We start from the raw sequence: 21,476 nt of genomic DNA, 5'->3' as shown, positions 1-21,476 counted from the left end.
AAAAGCCTGGGATGGAGCTGCGGCTCGATTCGCGCGCGTTAAACGAAGCCGTCGTGGTGACGGCGCAGTTTTTCAAGACCCAGCGGGTGGTGGCCTGCTGTGGTGATCGCCTCACCCTTGCTTGCCTTTGCCTGGCCGAGCCAATTCGCCGTGCCGTGGTGGGTGCCGCCACCACCGAAGACGAGGGCTTTGAGCTGGTGCTGCGCCACAAGCCGAGCCTGCTGATCTGCACGTCGGATCTGGAGACCGGCTACGGCATGAACCTGCTGCGGCGGGTGAAGGCGGAGCTGCCCACCTGTCAGTTGTTGATCGTGCTGGTGCGTGAAACCCAGGCCGTGGTGCAGGAGGCGATGCAGGCCTACGCCGATGCGGTGATCTTCAAATCAAGCCTCGGCACCGGCAAGGGTGATTTCGTTCAAGCCCTCCAGACCCTTTCCGAAGGCGGTGTGTATCTCCCCGAAGAGATTCGCCAGCTCGGTGCGGCCCAGGCTCCAAACCCAAACCTGCCGCCCTTGATTGAAGAGCTCACCGAGCGAGAACTGGAGGTGGTGGCTGGCGTCGCCCGCGGCCTCACCAACCAGGGCATCGGCAGCAGCCTCGGTATCTCGGTGGAAACGGTGAAGACCTACGTGGTGAATGCCAAAGACAAGTTGGGTGCCGCGGATCGCACCCAGTTGGCGGTGATGGCGTTGCTCTACGGCCTGATCGATCCCCTCGGCTGAGTCCTGGGGGGGGTGTTCGGTGATCGCCTGTTTGGTGATTGGCTGTTCGGTGATCACGGTCGTGATCGTGCTTCGGTGACCAACGCCCGATCCATAGGGTCTCGGCGTTGCTTTGTTGTTATGTCCGAGGAAACCACCAACCAGCAGTCCTGCGGCGGCAAGAAGCGGGCGATGCTCGCCTATGGCCTGGTTCAGATCTCCGCCACCGTGGTGTCGGCTGTGTCTTTGGCGGCCATTGCCGTTGGCCTCTGTGCCGTGAAGCAGGAGAGCCGTCTGTTCAACGGCTGCGTGGAAACCGTTGTGGCTGAGGGCCGCTCTCAAGCCGAAGCCGTTCGCTACTGCAATGGCGGTTGATTCCGCCGGAACTTCAGTTCAGATCAGGCTTTTCAGCCGTTTCAAGTTGTGGTGATCGAGCTGCAGTCAGCGGCTTTGATTGCGCCATGTAACGCTCACTTTTAACTATTTATAAGTTCATCAGCGCGCATGAAGTCATCGCCATAACTTGAACTGAATTTCATTGGTCTTTCGGATGCCAGCTCTGAAGTACAAGCGGGATTTCACCCACGATCAACGGGTGTCCTTCGCCTTTGCGAACTCCGCGACTGCCACCAAGAGCGCCAGCTCCAACGCCGGCAAAGCTGCATCCAGCAACGCTGAATACAAGCAGAACCAATGCGCCTCGATGGGCATCGGCATGGGTCCTCGGATCCATGAGGTCTGCCCCTTCGGAGCGGTGAACCACTCCTATGCCGCCACTGGCAGCTCGGCCCTGGAAACCGCCATCGCCGCGGCCTACAAGCAGGTGTTCGGCAACATCGGCATCGCCGACAGCCAGCGCCTCACCTCCCTGGAAGCCTTCCTCTGTGATGGCCGTATCAACGTCCAGGGCTTCATGGGCGGCCTGGTCAAGTCTGACCTCTACAAGCAGAAGTTCTTCCACGCCGTGTCGCCCATGCGCGGCATCGAGCTCACCACCAAGCACCTGCTGGGTCGTCCTCCGGTGAGTCAGCAGGAAATCAGCGCTGGCATCCAGCTGATCGCTGACCAGGGCTTCGATGCCTTCGTCGACAGCCTCACCCACTCCGAGGAGTACCTCGAGACCTTCGGCACCGACACGGTTCCCTACCTGCGCGGCTTCAAGTCGGAAGCCCGTGCTGCCTGTTCCACCTTCGTGGGCATGGCTGACCTCACCCCGGCCAACGCCAGTGCCGAGCACGTGATGTACACCGGCCCTCTGCTGGTGAAGCGCCTCACCAAAGACCTCAGCGGCTTCACTGCTGGCAGCGGTGCTTTCTCCGGCGATGGAGCTGGCTTCTCTTACACCAACGCCGTCAAGAACGCTCGCAACAGCGCCTACCGCCGCATGTATGGCGGCAAGTTCAACTACGGCAGCTATTGATCCTCTGCCTCAGGCAGCGATCAACAGATCAGTGATCGGCAGGAGGGGCAACCCTCCTGCTTTTTTATGCGCCGCGACGTCGTGCCCTTGATTGGCCCTGGGTATTTGTGCTCATTGCAAATGATTCTCATTTTTGTAAAGTCTCGTCGCTTTGAAATTGTTGATGCATTACTTCGGGATGTTGGTGCATGAGAGCGGACAAGTCACGCCCCTGTTTGGCACTGAAATTCTCGAAGTGGCTGTATCTAAATTCTTTGAATGCTGTCTGCGAGCGGGTTATAAGCCAATTGATGTTCATCTGCGCCTAATTAAATCAGCATCGCCAAAATTTCCTGCAGAGATCTGTTTGGATAAAAATCTGTTGGTGTCGGGTTACAACCTTCAAGTGGAAAATTATCAATAACCTGCTGATTGATTTGGATGCTGCTCGCTGGCGGAGATGACATCTTGGGGATTGACTCCGCCTGATGCTTCGTGGCCAGCCCCGCCGACGCCGATGCCAACCTCAAGCGGGCCCTCGAGCAGCTCAACGAGAACGAGGCGGCCGTGGCCGAGGCGATCAATGAGGCCCGCGCGGAGCATGCCCGCAGTGAACCGCCCCTCGCCGGGCCGGCCCTGCTGGAGCGCATCGATCAGCTGGCCAGCCAGCGTTCCCTCGACAGTCAGGACGCCGCGATCCTCTGCCACTGGCCCGATGCCGCCTCCATCGGCCAGGCCTGGTTCGAGCTCAAACACCCCGGCAGGAGCGTGCCCAGCCCGATGCTGGTGCTCGACGCCTATCTCGTTGGCGCCCCGCCGTTTCTGAGCAAGGCCCAGCGGGATCTGGTGGGCGATTGGTACCGCAGCAAGGTGAGCGCTAATCCCGAATACACCGATGCCGTCACCGGGGCGGCCAAGGCCTTCGTGTTGATAGGTGATCTCAATGCCAGTGCCGCCGGCATGGCCTGGCAGACGATCATTCCCGATCTGCTCGAGCAGGGGCATGATTTGGAGTTCAACGTCACCAAGGAACAGGTGACGGCGGCGGCGGCACGCTGGATTGTTGCGGTGGCTGACACCTTCACGCCACCATCGCTGGATTGACGCGAGCGATCGATGGGTCTGCAGCTGGTTTCCGCGGATTACCTGCACGAGGACGGCATCACCTACCGGATCCGCCGCGACAGCCTCGAGCAGGACTTCACGATTGAGGAGAAGCGCGACGGCGCCTGGGTGGATTGCGGCCTGGATCAGGCGGTGAAGGATGTGAACTTCGCGGAGTTCAAGCGCCTCGGCCTGCTGATCAAGAAGGTGATGGATGCCGATCGGTGGCTGGCCTGAACGGCCTTGCATCGCAGCTGCCGGCTGGCCGCGCCAGGATGTAACGAATCCGTTACACGTTTCTCATGACCGTCGGAGAAATCTTCCTGGAGAGCCTCTCCACCGGGGTGATCACCGAGCACGAGGTGAACTGGCTGGCCTCCCATCAGACCAGCTTTGATCGGCCCGAAGAGGCCGCCGCGATCCGGCTCGGACGCCTGATGGACCAAGGCCAGATCAACCTTGGCTGCCGCCTGCCGGAGCCGATGCTGCGCCACCAGGAGGTGCTGGTGGACTGGATCGAACCCCTCGGCCGTCGCCGTCGCAGTAACCATCACCGCGCGGTGGCCTGAACCAGCAACCCGTCCTTGGGAGTGGGGCTGGGGATCAGCTGCAGCGCCAGGTCTTGATCCGGCTGCAGCTGCAGCTCCACCGCCTGCAGCAGTCCCACCGCCATCAGGCGGATCTCCAGTTCCGCCAGGGCCTTGCCCAGGCAGACCCGTTCGCCGCCACCGAAGGGCAGCAGGGTCTGCTTAAACGAGCCATCCAGGTGCCGTTGCGGCCGGAATACCGCCAGATCCTCGTCATCACCGGCCGACGTCGGGCTCAGCACCACCTGAATCACGCTGCCTTCGGGAACGGCCACCCCCGCCAGTTCGATCGGCGCCAGGCTGCGCCGGAAGAACCCACCCACCGGCGGCGTCAGCCGCATCACCTCCAGCACTGTTGCGTCCAACCGTGCTGATGCCGCCTCATTCGCCAACCCATCGCGCAACCAGCTCTCCACCTCGGGGTTGAGCAGCAGCGCCCGGAACAGGCAGCTCAGCGATGAGGCCGTTGTCTCGTAGCCGGCGAACAGTAAGAGCAGCAGCTGTTCGGCCAGGTCGTCATCGTCCAGAGGAATGCCGGCTTCATCCAAGCCGCCGCTCAGCAGATCAAGCCCGCCTTGGTTGGTGCCCGCCTGGAGCACGCCTTTGATCCGCTTCAGCAGCCGTTGGCGTGCCGCCATCGCTTTCGCAAAGGGGGTGCCGGGAATCGCCAGCGGAATCGAGAACAGAGCCCGGGTCCAGATCTCGAAGTCGGCGAACAGGGCATCACGGCTGGCGCCATCCAGTCCCAGCACCGTGGTGGCGATCACCGCAAAGGCGAAGCGCCGCATCCGTGCCGCTAGCGGCAGCGCTGTTGTGGTGGTGATCAGCTCCTGGCAGAGCTCCGCCACCAACTGCTCGATCGACGGGGTGTAGCGCGCAAGCGCTGCGCTGGAGAACAGTTGCCCCACCACCCGGCGCCGGGCTTTATGCCCCGGACCACTGCGGTTGGCCAGCGATCGGCTGCCCAGCAGTTGCCGCACGCTTTCGGGCCACCAGCCCTGCAAGGCATCCCCCTGCCCCAGCAGGTCGCCGATGGCCCGTTCGCCGCGGATGAACACCATCCGCTGGGCCAGCAGCTTGGTTTCGAACACATCACCGTGGGCCTCAAAGCGCCGCTGGGCGAAATCCGCCTGGGTGAAGAAGGCCAGGGTTTCCGCCAGTCCGCTCACGGCGCCTGTGCTGGGCAGGGGGGTGGTGGCCATCGCAGCTCGGCGTGAGCTGACGTTCTAAGGCTGACAGTGCTGCAGACGCTGGCTATCTCAACGGGTGTGCTGCGCCTTCTCCGTGGAACTCAAGTCTCTGCTATTTGTGCTGATCGCTCATCTGATCAGCGCTGGCCTCTCGAAAACCGTTGCCGCCCAGAAGGCGCGCAACAGCAACCGCTGGGCTGTTGCTGGGTTTCTCTTTGGCCCTTTGGGTCTGATTGCTGCGGTTGGCATGCCGGACCGTCATCAGATCGTTTATTTGCGCTATTTGGCTGAGCAGCAGGGCTACCAACCCCGCCACGCCTGTGGTGGCCAGAAAGGCGAGACCGATGCCTGAGCCTTCTCTTGAAACCCTTCAGCGGCAGCGCTGAAAACGAACAATGCTGCGGGTGAGGCCTTTCTCGGGCCAGTTGGGCATCACCCGCCAGGGGGTGTGCACCGTGAGCACATCGCCATCGATCGCGAAATAGCGGGTCTGTTCCGTGCCCACCCATTCCGGGTTCCAGGCCACATCCACCTGGGTGATCCAACGGTCATCCTCGAGCCGGTAGGTGCCGGTGTAGGCGATCATGCTGCTCAGCAGGGCCGATCGCTCCTCGGCGTTGCTGCCCGGTTGGCGATCCTCTGCCGAGAGCATGAAGGAGAGGCGACCCTCCGCCGTGAAGATCACATAGCCGCTGGGGTTGTCCCCCATCGGTGCAAAGGTGTTGCCGTTGGCTTGTTCCTCAACGTCGTAGCTCAACAATTGCCAGGCGCCATGCACGCTGGTGGAACTGATCGCTTGGGCGGGCTGAACCGAACTGACGCTCACAACTGAATCTGTTCCTGAGCGGCAACCTATCGATCGTGGCTTGGCTTTGACAGCCTGAAGCGAGGCATTGCTGCGCAATTGATGCGATGGATTGCCGAACCAGTAGCAACCACAACGAAAGTGATCAGCGTGCTGGAGCGCGGCAGGGCCGCCAGCCCCGTTTCACCATCACGTTCCAGGTGTCGATAGCGTTCTGATCCAGAACGCGGCGATGGCTGAGGGGTTGCGGTGTTTGAGGCGGGTCGTAGTGATACGTCCTGATCGAGACCCAGGTCGTGGTTTCTGAATTCAGTTCCGGCTTGAAATGCACCAGCTGCTGTTGGGTTGTGTTCACCAACCATCCCCGTCCACCCTGGTCAGGGTTTGATTGGGATGTTGATTGGTGCTGGGTTTTGGTCATTTGAGCGCATTCTCGAGGCCAACTGTTTGACGCCGAGGGCTTTGTCAAACCACCAACACAAGCTGCTAACACATGCTGATTTTTTGTTTTTCCAGCCAATCAACTGAATTCAACCTTTTTTCCCCTTGTGAGCAGCACAATATTTGTTCTAATAGAGAAGTAACGACTTCACAGACCCATGCTTACCGGAGCTGAATTGCTCAACCGCGTCAAGGAACTTGGCGATTGCGCCAAAACAGATCTGGCCAGGGGTTGTGGTTACGTCGTCAAAAAGAAAGACGGCTCTGAGCAGGTGAAATTCACCGCTTTCTACGAGGCCCTCCTGGAAGCCAAGGGCCTTTCCTTCTCCACCGGTGGATCTGGTGTGGGCAAAGGTGGCCGCAAGCTGTCCTACAAAGCTGTGGTTCAGGGCAACGGCAATCTGTTGATTGGCAAGGCCTACACCGCTCTGCTGGAACTGCAGCCCGGCGATGAATATGAGATCAAGCTTGGACGCAAGCAGATCCGCCTGATCCCTGTTGGCGGCTCCGAAGAAGAGGATTGACCTCCGGTTCAACAGCAACACCATTCTCCCCGTGGTTCCCTTAGGTTCCACGGGGACTTTTTTTGGCTCCGATGCCCTACCAACCCACCAAGGAGCATCTGGACCATCAGATTCCAGACGCGTTCAAGAGCATCAATAGTTTGATGCGTCAGCTGAAGCAGGACATCGGCATGGATGACCGCTACATCGCCCTGATGCTCGATGCGCTCTCGCGGGAGTATTCCGCCAAGCAGCCGATCCGAGAAGGTTTCGGCTTCCGCTGAAGATCAAGCTGTTGCTATCAACCGGTGGAACGGCGTCTCCCTCCCCCCATGAAACGACTCCTGCTCGTCCACAACCTGGTGCACGGTCAGAGCGTTGTGCACGAACTGGATGACAAGGATTTCGCTGTGGAGCTGGTGGAGGGCGATCCGGCGACCGACGATCAGGGCGAGATGGACGTGGAGAGTCGCTTTTTCATCCGCGTCGACAACGAATGAGGGTGAGTTGATTTCAATGCCGAATCACCTCCGGTGCGCAGCTCAGCACAGAGCTGATCGCTGGGGCTGGATCAGCGCTATCGCGAAGGAATCCGTGGGTGGAAGGTGATGGCAACGCGCTACGTGCTTCGGACGGGGGAGGTGATCCACTCCAACCGCAACCCCGAAGAGCTCGACGTCTACTGCTACCGAAGCGGCGCCAACGACCACACCTGTCTGCTGCTCTCCGATCAATCCGAAGCGGATTTCCTGCTCCGCTACGGATCTGACGAGTTGAACGTGGCCTATTGACGCCGCTCGGATCGTGGCCTGAATGGGTGGGCATCTAGGCAACGCCATGGACGACGTCAGGCTGCAACAGCTGCTTCAAGAGGCAGAAGAGCATCTCCGTGCCCGCAGCTGCCGCCAGCGCTATGAGCGCGCCGTGGTCCGTCTGCCCGACAGCCGCCGGGGCATCTGGTTCGGTGATGACAAGCGTGCGGCCTAAGGCGCGCCATTGACCAGAAGGGCTGGCTCCAGGGGGGCGTGCAGCAACTCAAAAACCGAATCGATGCGCTCAGCCTCCACCTGCGAGATCGAGAGCATCAAGGCCAGCAGATCCAGTCGTCGCCGCTCTTCGGCGGAATAGGGCCCATCCGAGCGCATCAGTTCTGAGGCCATGGCGTAGGCCGTGAGCGCTTGATCGGCCGTGAGCGCCTTGGCTGCTTCCAGCATCAGCGCCTTGGTGCCCTTCTCCAGGCGCATGGCCAGCACTGCATCCATCAGCAGCACCACGTCGTTTTCACTCATCCGGCAGTAGGGCTCGCGGTAGTCCAGGGCATGCCGGAATGCCCTGGCCCCAGCCCGGCTGAGGGTGTCGTCCCACGACACCGCGGTCAGGCCAACGGCCGCAAAAGCAGTGACGACATTCATCGGGAATGGCGCAAGCGTTAGCCAACTCTCAACGAATGGTTGCGATCCCTGTTGTTAAAAGCGCAACAGCTCTGTGCAGATGAGTCGTTGCACCTAGTCGGCCTGTCGCATCATTCCGGCAGGCGCTCCACAGCCACATGCATAAAGCGCTTCACCATGGCTATCGGCCAGCCTTCCCGCTGCAGGTCTTCAGCGATCTGATCGATCTGAAAGCCGATCTCTTCGGCCACCAGCTCTTCCAGCAGCTGGTTCGAATGTTGCGTGGTGGTCATGGGCCGAGAGCACTGCATCGGGCCTAACCCACCTCGGCTGTGTTTCGCCACATTGATTTGGTCGCGTTCGGTTGCAGGCTTGCGGAGCCGTTGCCAGCTTGAAGGCATGAAACAGGCTTCCCTGCTCCGGCGCATCGGCACCTACCTGCTCGGTTTGGTGGATGAGTACTGGGCCATGCGTCGTCCCTGGCAGTACGGCACCAAGCAACCTCAATGCGGGTTGCAGTGCGATGGCGATCACTGCGAACCCGTCGACTGAGTCAGCCCTGCGCACAATGCGCGTTTACACGGGTTGCCGCTCCTCCACGTCCCCACAACAGTGAGGTCAGCACTGGAGATGAGATGGAGTTCAAAAGTCGAATTTTTGCCACCTCGCGCGGGTCCACCATCGACGCCATCGGCGACGGCAAGTACCTGGTGTGCAATCCGGCCTATTGCTTCATGGTGCATGGCCTGCGCCAGGCCCATGAGGCCGTGCAACGTCAGGAAAAGCCCGCCCTCTGAGCCATGGCTGAATACCGGATTCACTGCAAGCATTGCGGCTATGAGGGGCAGGCCAACTCCCGTTGGATCCCCTTCGTGCAGGTGGAGAAGCGGGGGCAGGATTGCCCCCATTGCGGTCGCCCCACCCTGCTGGAGCCCTGGTGCAAGCTGCGGGCTGAGTCGTCCATGCCCGACTACTAGGTCGACCAGTACCCGACTACTGAAAGGTCTGCCAGCTGCTGGTGAGCCACTGGGGAGCCACGCTCCACCAGATGGCCGTGGCCACAAAAATGGCGGTGAGGCCGATCAGGCTGGTGATCAGCTCCTCCTGCCGGTTGTCGGAGCGAAGTTTCCTGGCTTTGCCCACGGTTGTCCTTGGATGCTTCCCTCGGTGTAAGGCCTCGGCTCGGCATTGGCCATCGGTCAAAACACCCGGCCGCAGCTCTGGCGATGATGGGTTCAGCGTCAGGGTCCGATGAGCACCGCCACGTTTGCTGAGTTCGCCGAACGGGCCGACTACTCCCTTCTTGAAGCCCTCACGCCTGACCCGGAGTCCACAGCGGATGGGGAGGACCACCGTCCTCGCCAGGTGCTCTCCGGCCACTACGTGCCGGTGATGCCCACCCCGATCCCCGAACCCCAATACCTGGCGCACAGCCGCAGCTTTTTCAGGGAGCTAGGTCTCAGCGATGACCTCGCCCAGGACGATCAGTTCCGCCGCATGTTTTCCGGTGATCTCGGTGTGGCCACCGGTCCGATGCGGCCCTGGGGCTGGGCCACCGGCTACGCCCTTTCGATCTACGGCACCGAGTACACCCAGCAGTGCCCCTTTGGAAATGGCAATGGCTACGGCGATGGTCGAGCCATGTCGGTGTTTGAGGGGTTGTTTGAAGGGCGCCGCTGGGAGATGCAGCTCAAAGGTGGTGGTCCCACCCCCTACTGCCGTGGCGCCGATGGTCGCGCCGTGCTCCGCTCCAGCGTCCGTGAGTTTCTGGCGCAGGACTTCATGCATGCCCTCGGTGTGCCCACCTCCCGTTCGTTGACGCTCTACGTCTCCCATGCCGAGAGGGTGTGTCGCCCCTGGTATTCCGAGAATTCACGCTCGATGGATCCGGACGTGATGGTCGACAACCCGGCGGCCATCAGCACCCGGGTGGCACCATCGTTTCTGCGGGTGGGTCAGCTGGAGTTGTTCGCTCGCCGTGCCCGCAGTGAGGCCCATCCCCGGGCGCATCAGGAATTGCACCAGATCGTGGTGCACTTGATCGAACGCAATTACCGCCAGGAGATCGACCCTGGCCTGCCGTTCAGCGACCAGGTTGTGCTGTTGGCGCGCTTGTTCTGTGATCGGCTCACGACCCTCGTTGCCAACTGGATCCGTGTGGGCTATTGCCAGGGCAACTTCAACAGCGACAACTGCGCCGCCGGTGGCTTCACCCTCGACTACGGCCCGTTTGGCTTCTGCGAGCTGTTCGATCCGCGCTTTCAGCCCTGGACCGGGGGCGGCGCCCACTTCTGCTTCTTCAACCAGCCGGTGGCCGCGGAGGCCAACTACCGCATGTTCTGGAAATCCCTGCGCACGCTGATGGAGGGCCAGGCGGAGGTTCAGGCCCAACTGGATCAGTTGCTGGAGGAGTTCCCCGCTGCCATGCAGGAGGCCATGCAACGGATGTGGAGCAGCAAACTCGGCCTGCCCAGTGCCGACGACGCGCTGGTGCAAGAACTGTTGAAGCTCATGGTGGAGTCCAGCGCCGATTACGCGATGTTCTTCCGCCGCTTGTCGGATCTTCCCGAGCAGATCGATCCGCTGCGGGACTGTTTCTATCTGCCCCTTTCGGCCCCGCTCGAATCCCAGTGGAACGACTGGTTGCTTCGCTGGCGTGCCCAGTGGCCCAGCGGCGTTGATCCGTCGGTGATCTCCACTGGCATGCGGCGGGTCAACCCGGCGATCACCTGGCGCGAATGGTTGATCGCTCCGGCCTACCAGCAGGCCGCCGAAGGCGACACCTCCTTGATGGCTGAACTGCAGCAGCTGTTCAGCACGCCTTACGACACCCCTTCCGCCGACATGGCGGCCCGCTATGACCGCTTGAAACCGCGAGAGTTCTTCAGCGCCGGTGGGGTGTCCCACTACAGCTGTTCGTCTTGAGCGCCGACGACGTTCTGGAGTTCTGGTTTCAGCAGTGCCGTCCCTGGCAGTGGTTTCGTCGCCGCGACAGCTTCGATGCCCTGGTGCGAGAGCGATTCGGCGAGGCCGTTGAGGGCGCCCTCGCTGGAGAGCTGGACCACTGGATCTGTGGGCCCAGCAGCGGTCTGGCCCTTGTGCTGCTGCTGGATCAATTCACCCGTCAGATCTGGCGTGGTGAAGCCAAGGCTTTTGCCGGAGATCCTCAGGCTCTGAAGCTGAGCCTGGCAGCGCTGGAGCGGGGATGGATCGCAGCGGAATCGCAACGACCGCGGCGGCAGTTCTGGCTGATGCCTCTTTTGCACAGCGAAAACATCAGCGTGGTGGCCCAGGCCATCCCTTTGCTGGAGCACTTCGCGGACGCTGCCACCGCCGATGTGGCCCGCCGCCATCGCCTCCAGCTGCAGCGCTTTGGCCGCTATCCCCATCGCAATGCTGCTCTCGGACGGGTGAGTTCCCCGGAGGAAGTGGTGTTGATGCAGCAATCACAACGTTGAGGGTCCCTCGCCTTCGTCTTTCATCAGGCGCAGCGCTGCATTCATCACGGCAGCTTTCACCGCCCGGCGCTCCAGCCCCTGGCGTTCGAAGTGCCGAACGATGCGTGACAGGTCCCACCAGACGGCCACTTCCACTTCATCCATCTCATTGGCGACGTGGAGAGTCATGGTTGAGCTGGGTCTTAATTCAGCTGTAGCCCCGTGCCAGCACCGCCTGAGGCGTCTGCGGAATGACTACTGAATTCAGTTGCAATCCAGCCTGAACGGTCGTTCGTGGCTAGGCAGCAAGTGGATGCCTCCCTTCACCGTGCAGCACTACTTGATCGTTTGGACGTTCCCGACCGTTGAGGGGGCGTGGGAGTCATGCCCTGGCTTTGCTGACTACATCAACTCGGGAGCACCGGGAGATGCCTTCGATGGATTTGCTCTCAAATACCGCGTCTGCGAACCGATCAGCGGTAGTGGTGTCGCCATTGCCGTGGCCAGTGACATCGGCAAGGTGTGGGCGCATCTCGGGCCCTGGATCAAGGACTTCGGCATTCAGTTCGAGGTCACTGCCGTGGTGTCCGATGCCGAATTTGCTGCGATGTGGCCGATGGTGGAAGCTGCAGCATCCGTCAGCTAAGACGGCTGCCCACCACACCATGGCCCGGCCTTGACGCTTGCCCTGCTTGAGCCCCTGCTGTTTCTTGCTGCGGCTGGTTCAGCTGCAGCGGGATTGCTGATCCTTCAGCTGGGGCTGCAACGGGTGTTTTCAGTGGCACCGCGCTTGAAGCCTGGCCAGGACGTTGCTGCTCCGGACACGTCGCTGACCGTGGTGATCCCCGCCTTCAACGAGGCCCACAACATCGAGGCCTGTGTCGCCAGCGTGCTGGCCAATCAGCCCCCCTGCCGGAACTGGTCGGTGCTGGTGGTGGATGACGAGTCCAGCGATGCAACGGTGGACAACGCCCTCCGGGCTGGCTCTGCAGCGCCCCACTTCCGGCTGATCCAGGCCGGACCCAGGCCCGTCAACGAACGCTGGGTGGGCAAGAACTGGGCCTGCAGCAGGGCCGTTGACCAGGTCTCCAGCGATTGGCTGTTGTTCATCGATGCCGATGTTCGGCTCAAGCCCGATGCCCTCAAACGGTCCCTGGCTCAGGCCCTTGATGAGCAGGCCGATCTGCTGAGCCTGGCGCCGCGGTTGAGTTGCGGATGCCTGGCGGAATGGATGGTGCAGCCGATCATGGCCAGCCTTCTGGGCCTCGGCTTTCCCATCCTCGAAACCAACGACCCGGCATCGCCGGTGGCATTTGCGGCGGGGCCGTTCATGTTGTTCAAGGCCTCCACCTATGCGCAGATTGGTGGTCACCGGGCCCTGGCTGGTGAGGTGGTGGAAGATCTGGCCCTCGCTCGCGCCATCAAGGGAGGAGGCCATCGGCTGCGTTATCTCCTGGGGCTTGATGCGGTTGATCTGCGGATGTACAGCGACCTCGCGGCGCTTTGGGAGGGCTGGACCAAGAACTGGTTTCTGGGCTTGGACCGGGACCCCGTCAAAGCCCTTGGCGCCGCTTTGGTGGTGGTGTTGATGTTCACCGTGCCCTGGCTGTTGCTGCCGGCATCGCTGCTGCTGCTCTGGCTCCAACCCCTGCTGGCTTCGGCTTGGTGGTGGGTGTTGGCCCTAGCGAGCTTGTCCATCCTTCAACAGCTGCTGCTGCGGCTGTGGACGCGCAGCAACTTTGATGTGCCCCTTAGTTACTGGTGGCTGATGGGAGCCGGCGGGTTGCTGGTGGGTGCGATTGGCCCCGTCTCGATCTGGCGCACCCGCACGGGACGCGGTTGGACCTGGAAAGGCAGGGCTTTGAATTAGGCGTGGTGTCCCTTTTTGCGGGCATCTTCAGCCCGCCGCCGGATTGCCGCATGCCGGAATGCTTTTTCCAGCTTGGTCAATTTGGGTTGTTTGTCTTGCAGGGCAGCTTCGCCGCGGGCTTTGGCTGCGTTGATGAAATCGTCCGCTTTGGTACCGCTGAGTCCACCCATTTCCATGCCTCAACTGAATCAAGCCTGGTTCCGTTGCGGCTTCGTTGGGCTCGAAGCAAAGGCTTTCTATCGAATTCAGGTTTGAACGGAATTGTTTGGTAGTCCTTGATCCCATTGATGAGCCCTCCTTTCTGAGGGCTCGGCATTTGGCCGCTGTGTGCGAAGGTAAGAAGTCTTGATCAATTTCTTTTTTTGACGATCTTCATTGGAAATCTCTCCTGGGACGCTGAGCGGGAGGATCTCACGCATCTGTTCAGTCAGTACGGCGAGGTGAGCAAATGCTCCTTGCCCCTCGACCGGGAGACGGGCCGCAAGCGTGGTTTCGCATTTGTGGATCTCAGCAACGAAGCCGATGAGCAGTCGGCGATCGACGACTTGCAGAACGTTGAGTGGATGGGCCGTGCCATCTCCGTTCGCAAGGCCGAACCCCGCCGCTGAGCTTCACAACAGCTTCGCTTCACCTCACTGTCCAAAACCGCGGTCGGTTGTGGATGGTGAGGTTTTGTTCTGCGTTGCGTTGGGCTGTGGCTGTTGAGAGGCCTGCTGTGATGAGGCCTTGTTGAACCGGCTGTCGAGCCAACGCGAAACGATGTAGATCCCAATGAACATCGGGATGTAGATCTGATAGGCACTCTGTTGCTCAATCTCGAGCTGATTGACGACGGTGACAGCTGCGGTGCTGAGCACGAGGTAGATCCCGACGCGCCGAAACAGGGGAGATTTGAACAACGTTGTGAGAGCTCAAGCGTTTGATCATGTTCTCCTGCCGTTGAACTCTCTCAACTGGGGGATGTGCCAGACGCGCTTTGCCTGCTGAATGGGGAGGCACTGCAACGCTCCGATGCCACCCGCCTATGACCTGATCATTGAGCGTGGGGGCTCGATCGTGGTGGACACCATCGAGGCCTGTGACGAAGATGCTGCCTGGCGCGCTGGCCTGATGTTGCACATCGAGGCGCTGATGGCCGTGGTCTGCAGGGACGAACACGACCCCGAATCGATGCGGGCTTAGGGTTTTCTTAAGAGTTGGAGCGATGTTGTGATCGGTTTGATCGCCTCAGGTTTGTTCCTGGTGTTTCCCTCAATTCCCGGAGCGGATCTGTCCCTGTTCCAACAGCTGAACAGGGAACTCGGTGCCCTCTGTCAGGAGCCACCCGCTCAGGCCATCAGGGTCTGTCGCCTACATGCCCGCCTGGTGAACGGCTGAGTCAGCGCTCGTCCGGCACCACACCACAGGCAACCCGTGCTCCACCTCCACCCAGGGGGGGCTCGTCCCTGTAGGTGTCGCCGCCTGCGTGAACAATCAGGGCTTTCCCCTTCAGGTCAGCGGTGCTGAGCCGTGGCGCCACCACGCTGGTGTTGGTCTTGCCGTCGTCATCCACCACCAGCCTGCTGAGATCGCCCCGGTGACCGTTTCCGAAGGGGCCGAGGTGTTGCCCCGTTTCGTCCGGGTCCCAGTGACCTCCGGCGGCCAAGCCGGCAACAGGAGTGCCCTCGGCGGTTTCGCCCACGTCACAGCTTCCCGTGCTGTGGAGATGGAAGCCGTGTTCCCCAGGGCTCAGCCCGGCCAGATCGGGATAAATCACGAGGCCTTGGTCGGTGTCTTGCGCGGTGACGCTGCCGATCGATTCGCCAATGCCGTTGGAATCAATGCGTTGCATGGTCACCTCCAGGGCTCCGCACCAGCCCGGTGTGAGCGTGAGCAGGCTGATGAGCAGAACGAGCTGGGCGAGCAAGCGACGCATCACAGAACAGCGGGTTCTTTAATTCTCGCCCCCGGTTGGTGCCGTCTGCGGTGAAGATGGTGCGTCGTTCAGCTGATGCTTGGTGATGCGTTGGGAGTACACCCAGTTGCGCTTCGTGCCCCGGGGGAAGTCGTGGACCGGGGAAATCGAGGAGCTCTGGCTGGATGATCGCCAGCTGATCTCCAGAAGTCATCCGCAGCGAGACGTCACCCTGGTGGGCTTGATGAATGAATTGGGAGAGCAGGGGTGGGAATTGGTGACCTACGCCCAACCCTTCACGGGCTACCACGGTGGTTGCTACACCTTCAAACGTCAGAAGTGAGCAGCTGCTTCAGAGCGGGCTGGCATTGATGTGCTGGGCCATGCCCATAAAACCGATCACGAGAAGCGCAACAGCAACGGTTGAGGCAATGGATGCCAAGCCCATTTGTGTTTGATGGCTCAGGCTTTTCATGCATCAACCTCGTTTTTTAGATGCACGAGAATGCATTGCTCGTAACAGCTGCCATCATCGAGATTGCAGAGGGTTAGGCATTCAAAATAGGCATTCACTTGTGATTCAGTGACGCAAGCTTGGGAAGGATTCGGTGACTCCAGGTTTGTATTCAGCACGTCTTTCTCAATTCGCAGAGCGACACTATGCCGTTTTTCTTTTTTGGGCAATGAAATTATTGCGGCGGGTAAATACCTAGATAAAATTACCTATATCAGATCGATTGTGATGGTCGGTCTTTGTTTTTGGGTTGATCCCTTGCTTCTTATGGTGAGCCGATGAGCAAGGGCAACCCCGCTGAACGGCTCGAGGACGAGCTCGATCGTGCCAAGGCTCGTGGCCGTTGGCTCAGTGACGATGAGCAGGCTGCGCTAGATCGTGAAGCTGATGCCGAAGCCCTTCTGGTGGAGGCCAAGCAACAGCGTGATCGCAAGCTGATGATCCTCACCGGGGTCTGCTTGTTGATTCCGCCGTTGTGGCCTGTGGCCCTGTGGCTGACCCTGTTTCTTCTCTATCCAGACACCATGGCCAGGATCGGGCTGGCCGCCGCCATCACCTTTCTGGTGGGCGGATTGCTGTTGGCCGGCGTGCTTGGTTTGGCGATGGTCTGGCTGATTCAGTTGCTGTTCTGATCAGGTGCTGTTCTGATCAGCTCTGCTGAGATCAGTTGCGAGATTTCACCACCGTCATGCCGACGGGGGCCAGAGCAATCAAAGCCAGTTTGATGTGCTGAATGCTGAAGGGAATGCCGATGATCGTCACAAAGCAGGCCAGGGCACTGCTGAGGTGACCAAGAGCCAGCCACCAGCCGGCCACAAGGAACCAGATCACATTGCCGAGCGCCCCCAGGGGGCCCGTTCCCAGATCACCTCGTCCTCTCAGCTGACGACGGCTCACGGCTTCGGAGCCGAAGGGCCAGAGCGAGAAACAACCGACCACCCAGCACGACCGTGCCCATGGCAGGCCAACGATGGTGATGGCGCAGATCAACGCGGCCAGCCACCAGGCCAGAGCCATGGGAAGTCCGCCGAGAACAACCCAGAGCAGGTTGAGGATCATCGAGATCATGTCTCCATTGTCACGGCAGGCCTAAAGCTCGTTCGTTAAATTCTGTAAAAGGTGTTTGACCGGGTATGGCGGGCAGTTACGGGATTGTGGGTTGTGGATATGTGGGATCCGCTGTCGCCACCCATTTCAGGCGCCAGGGCCATGAGGTTGTCGGCACCACCACCAGCCCCGGGCGGTTGGCTGAGCTCTGCGATCTGGTCGACCACCCCCGCCTCTACAGCGCTGGCGATTCGATGGCGGATGCCAGTTTCCTGGATCGGCTCGATGGGGTTCTGATTGCGATGGCGCCCACCACCGCCACCTTTGAAGAAAATCAGTACGAGAAGGTTTATGGCCAGGCGGTGCCGGCCCTTGTTGAGGCGCTGCGTCAGCGCCAGGGACGTCGACCGCTGCATGTCACCTACCTGAGCAGTGCAGGGGTGTATGGCGATCAGGCCGGCGCGATCTGCAATGAGCTGACGCCTCCGGATTGTTCCAACAACGCCAACGCTCTTCTGGCCAGCGCTGAGGCGTCTGTTCTTTCCTTGAACGACGCTTCAACCCAGGCCTCTGTGTTGCGGCTGGGTGGTATTTACGGTCCTGGCAAGGACATCCCGTCGTACATCCGCAGTGCTGCTGGGCAGCCGGTTCGCAAGAACGGCAATCACATCAATGCCTGGGTTCATCTTCACGACATCATTCGCGGTGTTGATTTCGCCTTCGGCCGGCGCCTCCAAGGCATCTACAACCTTGTGGATGATCTCCAGTTCACCCGGCGTCAGCTTTCCAACGCCTTGTGTGATGACTTCGGATTGCCCCCTGTGATCTGGGACAACCACGATCGCCCCGGTGCACGCATCTTCAATGCCCGTGTCAGCAACGCTCGGCTGCGCGAAATCGGATTTCAGCCCAGCGTCAGCTCCATGCTGGAACCTGTTGCGGCCTGAGGGGCCAACCCCGCCTAGCGAAGCTGTTCAACGTTCGCGGCGGATTTGATTTTTCGATACAGATTGCGCATCGATTTCTCATTTTTCGTTGTTGTTGTAAAACAGGATTGCGGAATCCACGTTCAACTTGCTGCGTTGATTAGACCAATCGCATTCAACGCGGCGGCGCTGTGAAAGACGAATCGTTCTGCATCGAATTTGCGTCCTCCTTGGCCTTGATGTTGCTGGAGCTCAACGCAGAACTTCTTGAGCTTGCAGACGAAGCCTCTAACGTCACAGCAGAGCTTTCTGTTGTTGAGCTTGAGCGTGCCTGCTGATGCTGGATCGCATTCGTGCCGTCTTTGCTGAAGCCCAAGCCGAGGGCATGGATCAGCTGTATGACGTCATCAATGCGGCGCGTGATCTTGCACCGGATTCAGATTTTCAGGCCTGTTACGACCTTGTGATGGCATCCGGCGGCCCTGAAGTGGAAACCTGGATCAACTTCACGGTGACCACAGCCACCCGCTTCGATCTCGACGATCAACCGGAGCCGGAACAGTTTCTTTCCGTTCTCGAGGAGTGTTGTGATGCCCGTCGGGAAGAGCAGCGGGCTCAGCCTTCGGAATAACGAAGGGCCTTGAGGCCCATCACCAGATGGGTGCGAAAACTTCCCAGCGCCATCACCTGCTTGGGCGATCGCGTGTCGCTCACTGCATCGCCCTGTCCTTCAATCCAGCGCAGCAACTCCTGGGTTTGGTCGGCCCATGCACTCAGTGCTGCGCGGAGCAATTCGTCATCGCTGAGTCGCCCTTCCGGAACGGCGGATGTGTCCATCGCCGCTTTCAGCAAGGCGTTGAGTTGCTGATGGCTCAGCGCGTCAGGAACAAAGGGATCAGGATCGATGCTTAAGAGAATCTTTAGGCTTGCTTCGACCGTAGTGCAGGGGTATCGGTTGCGACCACCCGTGTTTTGGCTCATTGCGTCAGCGTGATCGAGCCTGATCCGGGTCAACGCTCAGCCCGCGGGTGGCGAGGGCCAGGCGCCGGGCTGCCAACAGGGCTGGATAAGCCAGTGCTGAACGTTGGTTGTCACTGAACAGCTTGGCCAGCAGTCCGAGCAGGGGATCGCTGGGGTTCATGCGCCGGCTGAGTTCCGCAATGGCTTCGCTTCCATGCCACGTCTGCTCCCCTTCGACAAGAACGGCGCCATTGCGCAGAGGCAGGCCGAGGGCATTGAGCTCGCGACGGATCGTGTGATCGGCGCGGCCGTCAACAATGCGCAGGTTGGGAACACCCGCCTGGAGCTCACTGCGGAGGGCGAACTCTCGACAGAATGGGCATCCGCCGTCGTAGATGAGGGTCAACAGCATTGCTGAATTCTGTCGCGAAGGGCCTGGGCCTGGCGCTGTTGATGCTCTGCCTGCTGCTGGCTCCCCAGCCTTCATGGGCCGATTGGATCTGCGATGGGGATCGGCTCAGTGTTGAGATCACGCGGGGAGCCGTTGATCTCACCGGGTTGGCCGAAGGCATTCCCAACACGTTGGAGGGAACCCTGCCGGGTGACGGAGTGCTGCTGCGCTGGCGCGATGTGGAGTTGCAACTACCGCGCACCAACAATGCAGGTGCCCCCAGTTACACCGATGGTCGTTGGTGGTGGCGGGTCGTTGATCAATCAGCGCCGGAATTTTGGGAACGCCGCGGCACGGTGATCCGCCACCAATGTGAACTGATCTGAGCCTTCCTCCAGCTAACGCCGTTTTCGCTTGCGGCGGTTGGCCTTGCGGGTTCCTCCATAGCGATAACCAGCTTGTTCGCGGAAGTTCGGCCAGCAGGTTTCACACACCAGGATCCAGTCTGCGAGTCGGGCGGTCATCACCCGGAAGTGCACGTCTCCCGGCTGTCTGCAGTGGTCACAACAGAATCTTTTGTTTTTCCACAGTTTTTCAACCGACTCCTCTGGCGGATCGGTGCCCTGAAGCTTTTCCTGAGGATTGCTTGCTTCGTTCACAGCAGGGAGCGCCTCGTTGCTACTTGAGGCGTGTTCGAAATCACTGATGCATTTATTGCTTGAAATCAATTGCCAGCACAGCATTCTTCACATTGAGCGGCAGGATGTGCCGGGGACTGCCGAGCATCTGAAGCTTGTTTTCCACGCCGATGGCCAAAACCACTGTGCTCGCCAGGATCAGCTGTTTTGGCCCTGTGGAAAAGCTGTGTATAACTCTACGAATCGCTTGGAACTTGGGCGTTGATGGAGGCTTTTAGGGCGGCCATCTCGTGGGCGGTGAGGTGAGCTTCGACGGCCTCAGGGGTGTTGTTCAGATAGTGGATCCATGCCTCGTAGCACTGTTCCTGCGTTGCTGATGGGTTCTGACCTTCGCCGACTCCTGCGTTGAGCAGAAGCTCTTCAATCCTGGCCAGCCGAGCTTCGATCCGGTTCAAGCGGCTGCCGATGGCGTCGTCCTGTTGCGTCACCTGCGGATGAGCAGTGGTACCCGTGATTGTTGCGGAGAGCGCCTGGGTTGACGCTGTAGTACATGTGCACTAAAACAGATGTACTGCTCCGAAACCCATGGCTGCGAGTTCTCCTTACGCCACCTTCCGCGCTGACGAGTGGATGCGGCATTCCTTGATCCGACCCCGCAAGGCGTTTCCGGCAGCAGCCTCGGCGGTGGCGAAACCTCGTGCCAGGCCCACCGCTGCTGTTCGAGCCTGTGATGCCGTGCAGGGCGAGCTTTTTCTCTTTCCCGTCGTGATCTGCTGAGCCTTGGTCTCTGCGACAAACATTTGCAGGGATCGCTGTTTGCCCCCTGTTCTGCCAGGGTGATTAGTGGTTTTTATTGCCAGATCATGCTGTTGTTCGCCTCCCAGACAGCTCCAGGCGGTCCGACTGTCATTCTTCCGGCCCTGCTGATCACCGGACTTCTCGTTGCGGCATCCCAGGCGTTCGTTCCCAAGGGCGGCGACAAGAACTGAGCCCTGCCGTTCGCCTTATCGAAGGGCTGAGAGAACATCAGCCCCGAAAGCATTGGCATCAAATCCCGGCTTTTTGGGTGTCTGTCCCAGTCGCACGATCACCGCGCGCTGTGATGGAGCCACCAGAAGAAGTTGTCCCTGATAGCCCTCAGCTGAATAGCTGTCATTGGGCAAATCCGGCCTTGATTTGCGGCGGCTGAGCCACCATTGCGCGCCATAGGCCTGTTTTGATCTCCGCGACGCCGTCCGTGCCTGTCGAACCCAGGTTGCGGGCAGAAGTTGCTTGCCATCCCAGCGGCCCTGATCCAGGTACAACTGGCCAAACCGGGCCCAATCGCGGCCGCTGGCCCACGCCAGGGATGAGCCCACCAAGGTTCCACTGTTGTCGTTTTCGAGAACAGCAGTCGTCATCCCGAGAGGCCCGAACAATGCCTGCTTGGGAAAGCTCCAGTAGCGCTGATCGTCATCGATGGCGTGTCTGAGGATCCGGCTGAGGATGTTGGTGGTTCCGGATGAATAGCTCCACTTTTTTCCCGGTTTTTTGCTGAGGGGTTGGCTGGCGGCGAACCCGGCCATGTCGGCTTCCTGGGTCAGCATCTGCACCAGGTCCGAGTTCAGAGTCCCCGTCGATTCCTCGAAAGCCAGCCCGCTGTTCATGCGCAGCAGTTGATCCAGGCTGATCCTTTGGC

Annotated in this window: 46 protein-coding genes; 30 read left to right on the top strand and 16 right to left on the bottom strand. The window is 60.2% G+C overall.

Annotation, left to right across the window (positions count from 1 at the left end; all coding sequences use genetic code 11):
* Positions 1-11 precede the first annotated feature (11 nt).
* From SynM161_RS07010 to SynM161_RS06980, 7 genes are all read left to right on the top strand, one after another.
* Positions 12-722: a response regulator transcription factor gene (locus SynM161_RS07010; RefSeq protein ID WP_186540484.1), complete on the top strand. Its 711-nt coding sequence runs from the start codon at positions 12-14 to the stop codon at positions 720-722.
* A 120-nt stretch (positions 723-842) separates the two neighbouring features.
* Positions 843-1,076: a hypothetical protein gene (locus SynM161_RS07005; RefSeq protein WP_115082419.1), complete on the top strand. Its 234-nt coding sequence runs from the start codon at positions 843-845 to the stop codon at positions 1,074-1,076.
* A gap of 175 nt (positions 1,077-1,251) precedes the next feature.
* Complete coding sequence (locus SynM161_RS07000) at positions 1,252-2,121, top strand: phycobilisome rod-core linker polypeptide (RefSeq protein ID WP_186540482.1); 870 nt, start codon at positions 1,252-1,254, stop codon at positions 2,119-2,121.
* Positions 2,122-2,284: 163 nt separating this feature from the next.
* The gene (locus tag SynM161_RS06995; RefSeq protein ID WP_244278654.1) at positions 2,285-2,524 is read left to right on the top strand and encodes a hypothetical protein; all 240 of its coding nucleotides are present in this window, start codon (positions 2,285-2,287) and stop codon (positions 2,522-2,524) included.
* Between the two features lie 71 nt (positions 2,525-2,595).
* Positions 2,596-3,204: a hypothetical protein gene (locus SynM161_RS06990; protein ID WP_186540480.1), complete on the top strand. Its 609-nt coding sequence runs from the start codon at positions 2,596-2,598 to the stop codon at positions 3,202-3,204.
* Positions 3,205-3,216: 12 nt separating this feature from the next.
* Positions 3,217-3,441 (top strand): hypothetical protein, encoded by a 225-nt coding sequence (locus SynM161_RS06985; RefSeq protein ID WP_186540478.1) that lies wholly within the window; start codon positions 3,217-3,219, stop codon positions 3,439-3,441.
* A 65-nt stretch (positions 3,442-3,506) separates the two neighbouring features.
* Positions 3,507-3,773: a hypothetical protein gene (locus tag SynM161_RS06980; RefSeq protein ID WP_186497637.1), complete on the top strand. Its 267-nt coding sequence runs from the start codon at positions 3,507-3,509 to the stop codon at positions 3,771-3,773.
* Here the strand turns inward: SynM161_RS06980 and SynM161_RS06975 are convergent.
* Complete coding sequence (locus SynM161_RS06975) at positions 3,755-4,993, bottom strand: cytochrome P450 (RefSeq protein WP_186540476.1); 1,239 nt, start codon at positions 4,991-4,993, stop codon at positions 3,755-3,757. The two genes, SynM161_RS06980 and SynM161_RS06975, sit on opposite strands and share 19 nt — an antisense overlap.
* Before the next feature lie 82 nt (positions 4,994-5,075).
* Here SynM161_RS06975 and SynM161_RS06970 point away from each other — a divergent pair, with 82 nt between their 5' ends.
* Positions 5,076-5,333, top strand: a complete 258-nt coding sequence (locus SynM161_RS06970) for a hypothetical protein (RefSeq protein ID WP_244276277.1) — start codon at positions 5,076-5,078, stop codon at positions 5,331-5,333.
* Between the two features lie 18 nt (positions 5,334-5,351).
* Here the strand turns inward: SynM161_RS06970 and SynM161_RS06965 are convergent, their stop codons facing one another.
* Both SynM161_RS06965 and SynM161_RS06960 read right to left on the bottom strand, forming a co-directional pair.
* The gene (locus SynM161_RS06965) at positions 5,352-5,807 is read right to left on the bottom strand and encodes a lipocalin-like domain-containing protein (protein WP_186540474.1); all 456 of its coding nucleotides are present in this window, start codon (positions 5,805-5,807) and stop codon (positions 5,352-5,354) included.
* A gap of 124 nt (positions 5,808-5,931) precedes the next feature.
* A complete protein-coding gene (locus SynM161_RS06960; protein WP_186540472.1) occupies positions 5,932-6,141 on the bottom strand; it encodes a DUF1651 domain-containing protein in 210 nt (69 codons plus the stop codon).
* 244 nt (positions 6,142-6,385) lie between these two features.
* On the opposite strand from SynM161_RS06960, the gene SynM161_RS06955 reads away from it, so the two are divergent.
* The 5 genes from SynM161_RS06955 (at position 6,386) to SynM161_RS06935 (ending at position 7,717) form a co-directional block, all read left to right on the top strand.
* Entirely contained in the window at positions 6,386-6,751 is a 366-nt protein-coding gene (locus tag SynM161_RS06955) for an AbrB family transcriptional regulator (RefSeq protein ID WP_006850785.1), read from the top strand.
* Between the two features lie 71 nt (positions 6,752-6,822).
* Positions 6,823-7,014: a hypothetical protein gene (locus tag SynM161_RS06950; RefSeq protein ID WP_115132746.1), complete on the top strand. Its 192-nt coding sequence runs from the start codon at positions 6,823-6,825 to the stop codon at positions 7,012-7,014.
* A 48-nt stretch (positions 7,015-7,062) separates the two neighbouring features.
* On the top strand, positions 7,063-7,230 hold the full coding sequence (locus SynM161_RS06945) for a hypothetical protein (protein WP_186540470.1): 168 nt from the start codon (positions 7,063-7,065) through the stop codon (positions 7,228-7,230).
* A 108-nt stretch (positions 7,231-7,338) separates the two neighbouring features.
* Positions 7,339-7,521 (top strand): hypothetical protein, encoded by a 183-nt coding sequence (locus SynM161_RS06940; protein WP_170950622.1) that lies wholly within the window; start codon positions 7,339-7,341, stop codon positions 7,519-7,521.
* A 46-nt stretch (positions 7,522-7,567) separates the two neighbouring features.
* Positions 7,568-7,717, top strand: a complete 150-nt coding sequence (locus SynM161_RS06935; protein ID WP_170950621.1) for a hypothetical protein — start codon at positions 7,568-7,570, stop codon at positions 7,715-7,717.
* Here the strand turns inward: SynM161_RS06935 and SynM161_RS06930 are convergent.
* Positions 7,714-8,142, bottom strand: coding sequence for a tellurite resistance TerB family protein (locus SynM161_RS06930; RefSeq protein ID WP_115082409.1), 429 nt, complete (start codon positions 8,140-8,142; stop codon positions 7,714-7,716). The genes SynM161_RS06935 and SynM161_RS06930 overlap by 4 nt on opposite strands.
* A 110-nt stretch (positions 8,143-8,252) precedes the next feature.
* A complete protein-coding gene (locus SynM161_RS06925; RefSeq protein ID WP_170950620.1) occupies positions 8,253-8,414 on the bottom strand; it encodes a hypothetical protein in 162 nt (53 codons plus the stop codon).
* Between the two features lie 106 nt (positions 8,415-8,520).
* On the opposite strand from SynM161_RS06925, the gene SynM161_RS06920 reads away from it, so the two are divergent.
* The 3 genes from SynM161_RS06920 (at position 8,521) to SynM161_RS06910 (ending at position 9,098) form a co-directional block, all read left to right on the top strand.
* Positions 8,521-8,673 carry a hypothetical protein gene (locus SynM161_RS06920; protein WP_170951563.1) on the top strand — a complete coding sequence of 51 codons (153 nt, stop codon included), beginning with the start codon at positions 8,521-8,523 and terminating at the stop codon, positions 8,671-8,673.
* 83 nt (positions 8,674-8,756) lie between these two features.
* On the top strand, positions 8,757-8,918 hold the full coding sequence (locus SynM161_RS06915) for a hypothetical protein (protein WP_170950619.1): 162 nt from the start codon (positions 8,757-8,759) through the stop codon (positions 8,916-8,918).
* Positions 8,919-8,921: 3 nt separating this feature from the next.
* Complete coding sequence (locus tag SynM161_RS06910) at positions 8,922-9,098, top strand: hypothetical protein (RefSeq protein ID WP_186540468.1); 177 nt, start codon at positions 8,922-8,924, stop codon at positions 9,096-9,098.
* Between the two features lie 16 nt (positions 9,099-9,114).
* Here SynM161_RS06910 and SynM161_RS06905 read toward each other — a convergent pair whose 3' ends face one another.
* Positions 9,115-9,264 (bottom strand): hypothetical protein, encoded by a 150-nt coding sequence (locus SynM161_RS06905; protein ID WP_170950618.1) that lies wholly within the window; start codon positions 9,262-9,264, stop codon positions 9,115-9,117.
* Between the two features lie 108 nt (positions 9,265-9,372).
* Between SynM161_RS06905 and SynM161_RS06900 the strand changes: the two genes are divergently transcribed.
* Entirely contained in the window at positions 9,373-11,046 is a 1,674-nt protein-coding gene (locus tag SynM161_RS06900; RefSeq protein WP_186540466.1) for a protein adenylyltransferase SelO family protein, read from the top strand.
* Entirely contained in the window at positions 11,043-11,579 is a 537-nt protein-coding gene (locus SynM161_RS06895; protein ID WP_186540465.1) for a DUF924 family protein, read from the top strand. The genes SynM161_RS06900 and SynM161_RS06895 overlap by 4 nt, the downstream gene beginning before the upstream one ends.
* Here SynM161_RS06895 and SynM161_RS06890 read toward each other — a convergent pair.
* On the bottom strand, positions 11,568-11,747 hold the full coding sequence (locus tag SynM161_RS06890) for a hypothetical protein (protein WP_186497653.1): 180 nt from the start codon (positions 11,745-11,747) through the stop codon (positions 11,568-11,570). The two genes, SynM161_RS06895 and SynM161_RS06890, sit on opposite strands and share 12 nt — an antisense overlap.
* Before the next feature lie 139 nt (positions 11,748-11,886).
* Between SynM161_RS06890 and SynM161_RS06885 the strand changes: the two genes are divergently transcribed.
* Together SynM161_RS06885 and SynM161_RS06880 are read left to right on the top strand one after the other, a co-directional pair.
* The gene (locus tag SynM161_RS06885; protein WP_025362236.1) at positions 11,887-12,204 is read left to right on the top strand and encodes a DUF3303 domain-containing protein; all 318 of its coding nucleotides are present in this window, start codon (positions 11,887-11,889) and stop codon (positions 12,202-12,204) included.
* Positions 12,205-12,234: 30 nt separating this feature from the next.
* The gene (locus SynM161_RS06880; RefSeq protein ID WP_186540463.1) at positions 12,235-13,428 is read left to right on the top strand and encodes a glycosyltransferase family 2 protein; all 1,194 of its coding nucleotides are present in this window, start codon (positions 12,235-12,237) and stop codon (positions 13,426-13,428) included.
* Here SynM161_RS06880 and SynM161_RS06875 read toward each other — a convergent pair.
* Positions 13,425-13,598, bottom strand: a complete 174-nt coding sequence (locus tag SynM161_RS06875; RefSeq protein WP_186540461.1) for a hypothetical protein — start codon at positions 13,596-13,598, stop codon at positions 13,425-13,427. The two genes, SynM161_RS06880 and SynM161_RS06875, sit on opposite strands and share 4 nt — an antisense overlap.
* Before the next feature lie 192 nt (positions 13,599-13,790).
* Between SynM161_RS06875 and SynM161_RS06870 the strand changes: the two genes are divergently transcribed.
* Positions 13,791-14,036: an RNA-binding protein gene (locus SynM161_RS06870; protein WP_186540459.1), complete on the top strand. Its 246-nt coding sequence runs from the start codon at positions 13,791-13,793 to the stop codon at positions 14,034-14,036.
* A gap of 24 nt (positions 14,037-14,060) precedes the next feature.
* Here SynM161_RS06870 and SynM161_RS06865 read toward each other — a convergent pair whose 3' ends face one another.
* Positions 14,061-14,327: a hypothetical protein gene (locus tag SynM161_RS06865; protein ID WP_186540457.1), complete on the bottom strand. Its 267-nt coding sequence runs from the start codon at positions 14,325-14,327 to the stop codon at positions 14,061-14,063.
* 112 nt (positions 14,328-14,439) lie between these two features.
* On the opposite strand from SynM161_RS06865, the gene SynM161_RS06860 reads away from it, so the two are divergent.
* Entirely contained in the window at positions 14,440-14,610 is a 171-nt protein-coding gene (locus SynM161_RS06860) for a hypothetical protein (RefSeq protein ID WP_186540455.1), read from the top strand.
* Between the two features lie 60 nt (positions 14,611-14,670).
* Positions 14,671-14,805 (top strand): hypothetical protein, encoded by a 135-nt coding sequence (locus SynM161_RS12080; protein ID WP_255441730.1) that lies wholly within the window; start codon positions 14,671-14,673, stop codon positions 14,803-14,805.
* A 1-nt stretch (position 14,806) separates the two neighbouring features.
* Here the strand turns inward: SynM161_RS12080 and sodC are convergent, their stop codons facing one another.
* Positions 14,807-15,343 carry a superoxide dismutase family protein gene (gene sodC / locus SynM161_RS06855; RefSeq protein ID WP_186540453.1) on the bottom strand — a complete coding sequence of 179 codons (537 nt, stop codon included), beginning with the start codon at positions 15,341-15,343 and terminating at the stop codon, positions 14,807-14,809.
* Between the two features lie 85 nt (positions 15,344-15,428).
* Between sodC and SynM161_RS06850 the strand changes: the two genes are divergently transcribed.
* Together SynM161_RS06850 and SynM161_RS06845 are read left to right on the top strand one after the other, a co-directional pair.
* Positions 15,429-15,665: a hypothetical protein gene (locus SynM161_RS06850; RefSeq protein ID WP_006851383.1), complete on the top strand. Its 237-nt coding sequence runs from the start codon at positions 15,429-15,431 to the stop codon at positions 15,663-15,665.
* Positions 15,666-16,114: 449 nt separating this feature from the next.
* Positions 16,115-16,468, top strand: coding sequence for a hypothetical protein (locus SynM161_RS06845; RefSeq protein WP_186540451.1), 354 nt, complete (start codon positions 16,115-16,117; stop codon positions 16,466-16,468).
* Positions 16,469-16,499: 31 nt separating this feature from the next.
* Here the strand turns inward: SynM161_RS06845 and SynM161_RS06840 are convergent, their stop codons facing one another.
* The gene (locus SynM161_RS06840; RefSeq protein WP_186540449.1) at positions 16,500-16,904 is read right to left on the bottom strand and encodes a YccF domain-containing protein; all 405 of its coding nucleotides are present in this window, start codon (positions 16,902-16,904) and stop codon (positions 16,500-16,502) included.
* A gap of 65 nt (positions 16,905-16,969) precedes the next feature.
* On the opposite strand from SynM161_RS06840, the gene SynM161_RS06835 reads away from it, so the two are divergent.
* The 3 genes from SynM161_RS06835 to SynM161_RS06825 all read left to right on the top strand — a co-directional run bounded on the left by SynM161_RS06835 (position 16,970) and on the right by SynM161_RS06825 (position 18,440).
* On the top strand, positions 16,970-17,830 hold the full coding sequence (locus SynM161_RS06835; RefSeq protein WP_186540447.1) for an SDR family oxidoreductase: 861 nt from the start codon (positions 16,970-16,972) through the stop codon (positions 17,828-17,830).
* Positions 17,831-18,000: 170 nt separating this feature from the next.
* Entirely contained in the window at positions 18,001-18,147 is a 147-nt protein-coding gene (locus tag SynM161_RS06830) for a hypothetical protein (protein WP_170951019.1), read from the top strand.
* Positions 18,147-18,440, top strand: a complete 294-nt coding sequence (locus SynM161_RS06825) for a hypothetical protein (protein ID WP_114989309.1) — start codon at positions 18,147-18,149, stop codon at positions 18,438-18,440. The genes SynM161_RS06830 and SynM161_RS06825 overlap by 1 nt, the downstream gene beginning before the upstream one ends.
* Here the strand turns inward: SynM161_RS06825 and SynM161_RS12075 are convergent.
* Together SynM161_RS12075 and SynM161_RS06815 are read right to left on the bottom strand one after the other, a co-directional pair.
* Positions 18,425-18,790, bottom strand: coding sequence for a hypothetical protein (locus tag SynM161_RS12075; RefSeq protein WP_255441729.1), 366 nt, complete (start codon positions 18,788-18,790; stop codon positions 18,425-18,427). The genes SynM161_RS06825 and SynM161_RS12075 overlap by 16 nt on opposite strands.
* Positions 18,791-18,794: 4 nt before the next feature.
* Complete coding sequence (locus SynM161_RS06815) at positions 18,795-19,181, bottom strand: DCC1-like thiol-disulfide oxidoreductase family protein (RefSeq protein ID WP_186540445.1); 387 nt, start codon at positions 19,179-19,181, stop codon at positions 18,795-18,797.
* Here SynM161_RS06815 and SynM161_RS06810 point away from each other — a divergent pair.
* Positions 19,181-19,546 (top strand): hypothetical protein, encoded by a 366-nt coding sequence (locus tag SynM161_RS06810; protein WP_255441728.1) that lies wholly within the window; start codon positions 19,181-19,183, stop codon positions 19,544-19,546. The two genes, SynM161_RS06815 and SynM161_RS06810, sit on opposite strands and share 1 nt — an antisense overlap.
* A 12-nt stretch (positions 19,547-19,558) precedes the next feature.
* On the opposite strand, the gene SynM161_RS06805 is transcribed toward SynM161_RS06810, so the two are convergent.
* On the bottom strand, positions 19,559-19,888 hold the full coding sequence (locus SynM161_RS06805; protein ID WP_186542693.1) for a hypothetical protein: 330 nt from the start codon (positions 19,886-19,888) through the stop codon (positions 19,559-19,561).
* Positions 19,889-20,034: 146 nt separating this feature from the next.
* Positions 20,035-20,286, bottom strand: a complete 252-nt coding sequence (locus SynM161_RS06800) for a hypothetical protein (RefSeq protein WP_186540443.1) — start codon at positions 20,284-20,286, stop codon at positions 20,035-20,037.
* 97 nt (positions 20,287-20,383) lie between these two features.
* On the opposite strand from SynM161_RS06800, the gene SynM161_RS06795 reads away from it, so the two are divergent.
* Entirely contained in the window at positions 20,384-20,575 is a 192-nt protein-coding gene (locus tag SynM161_RS06795) for a hypothetical protein (RefSeq protein ID WP_115082393.1), read from the top strand.
* A 227-nt stretch (positions 20,576-20,802) separates the two neighbouring features.
* Here SynM161_RS06795 and SynM161_RS12070 read toward each other — a convergent pair whose 3' ends face one another.
* Complete coding sequence (locus SynM161_RS12070) at positions 20,803-21,444, bottom strand: serine hydrolase (protein WP_255441727.1); 642 nt, start codon at positions 21,442-21,444, stop codon at positions 20,803-20,805.
* Between the last annotated feature and the right edge of the window lie 32 nt (positions 21,445-21,476).

Source organism: Synechococcus sp. M16.1, from assembly GCF_014279895.1.
Lineage (GTDB): Bacteria > Cyanobacteriota > Cyanobacteriia > PCC-6307 > Cyanobiaceae > Parasynechococcus.
This window is presented reverse-complemented; position numbering and strand designations above follow the sequence as displayed.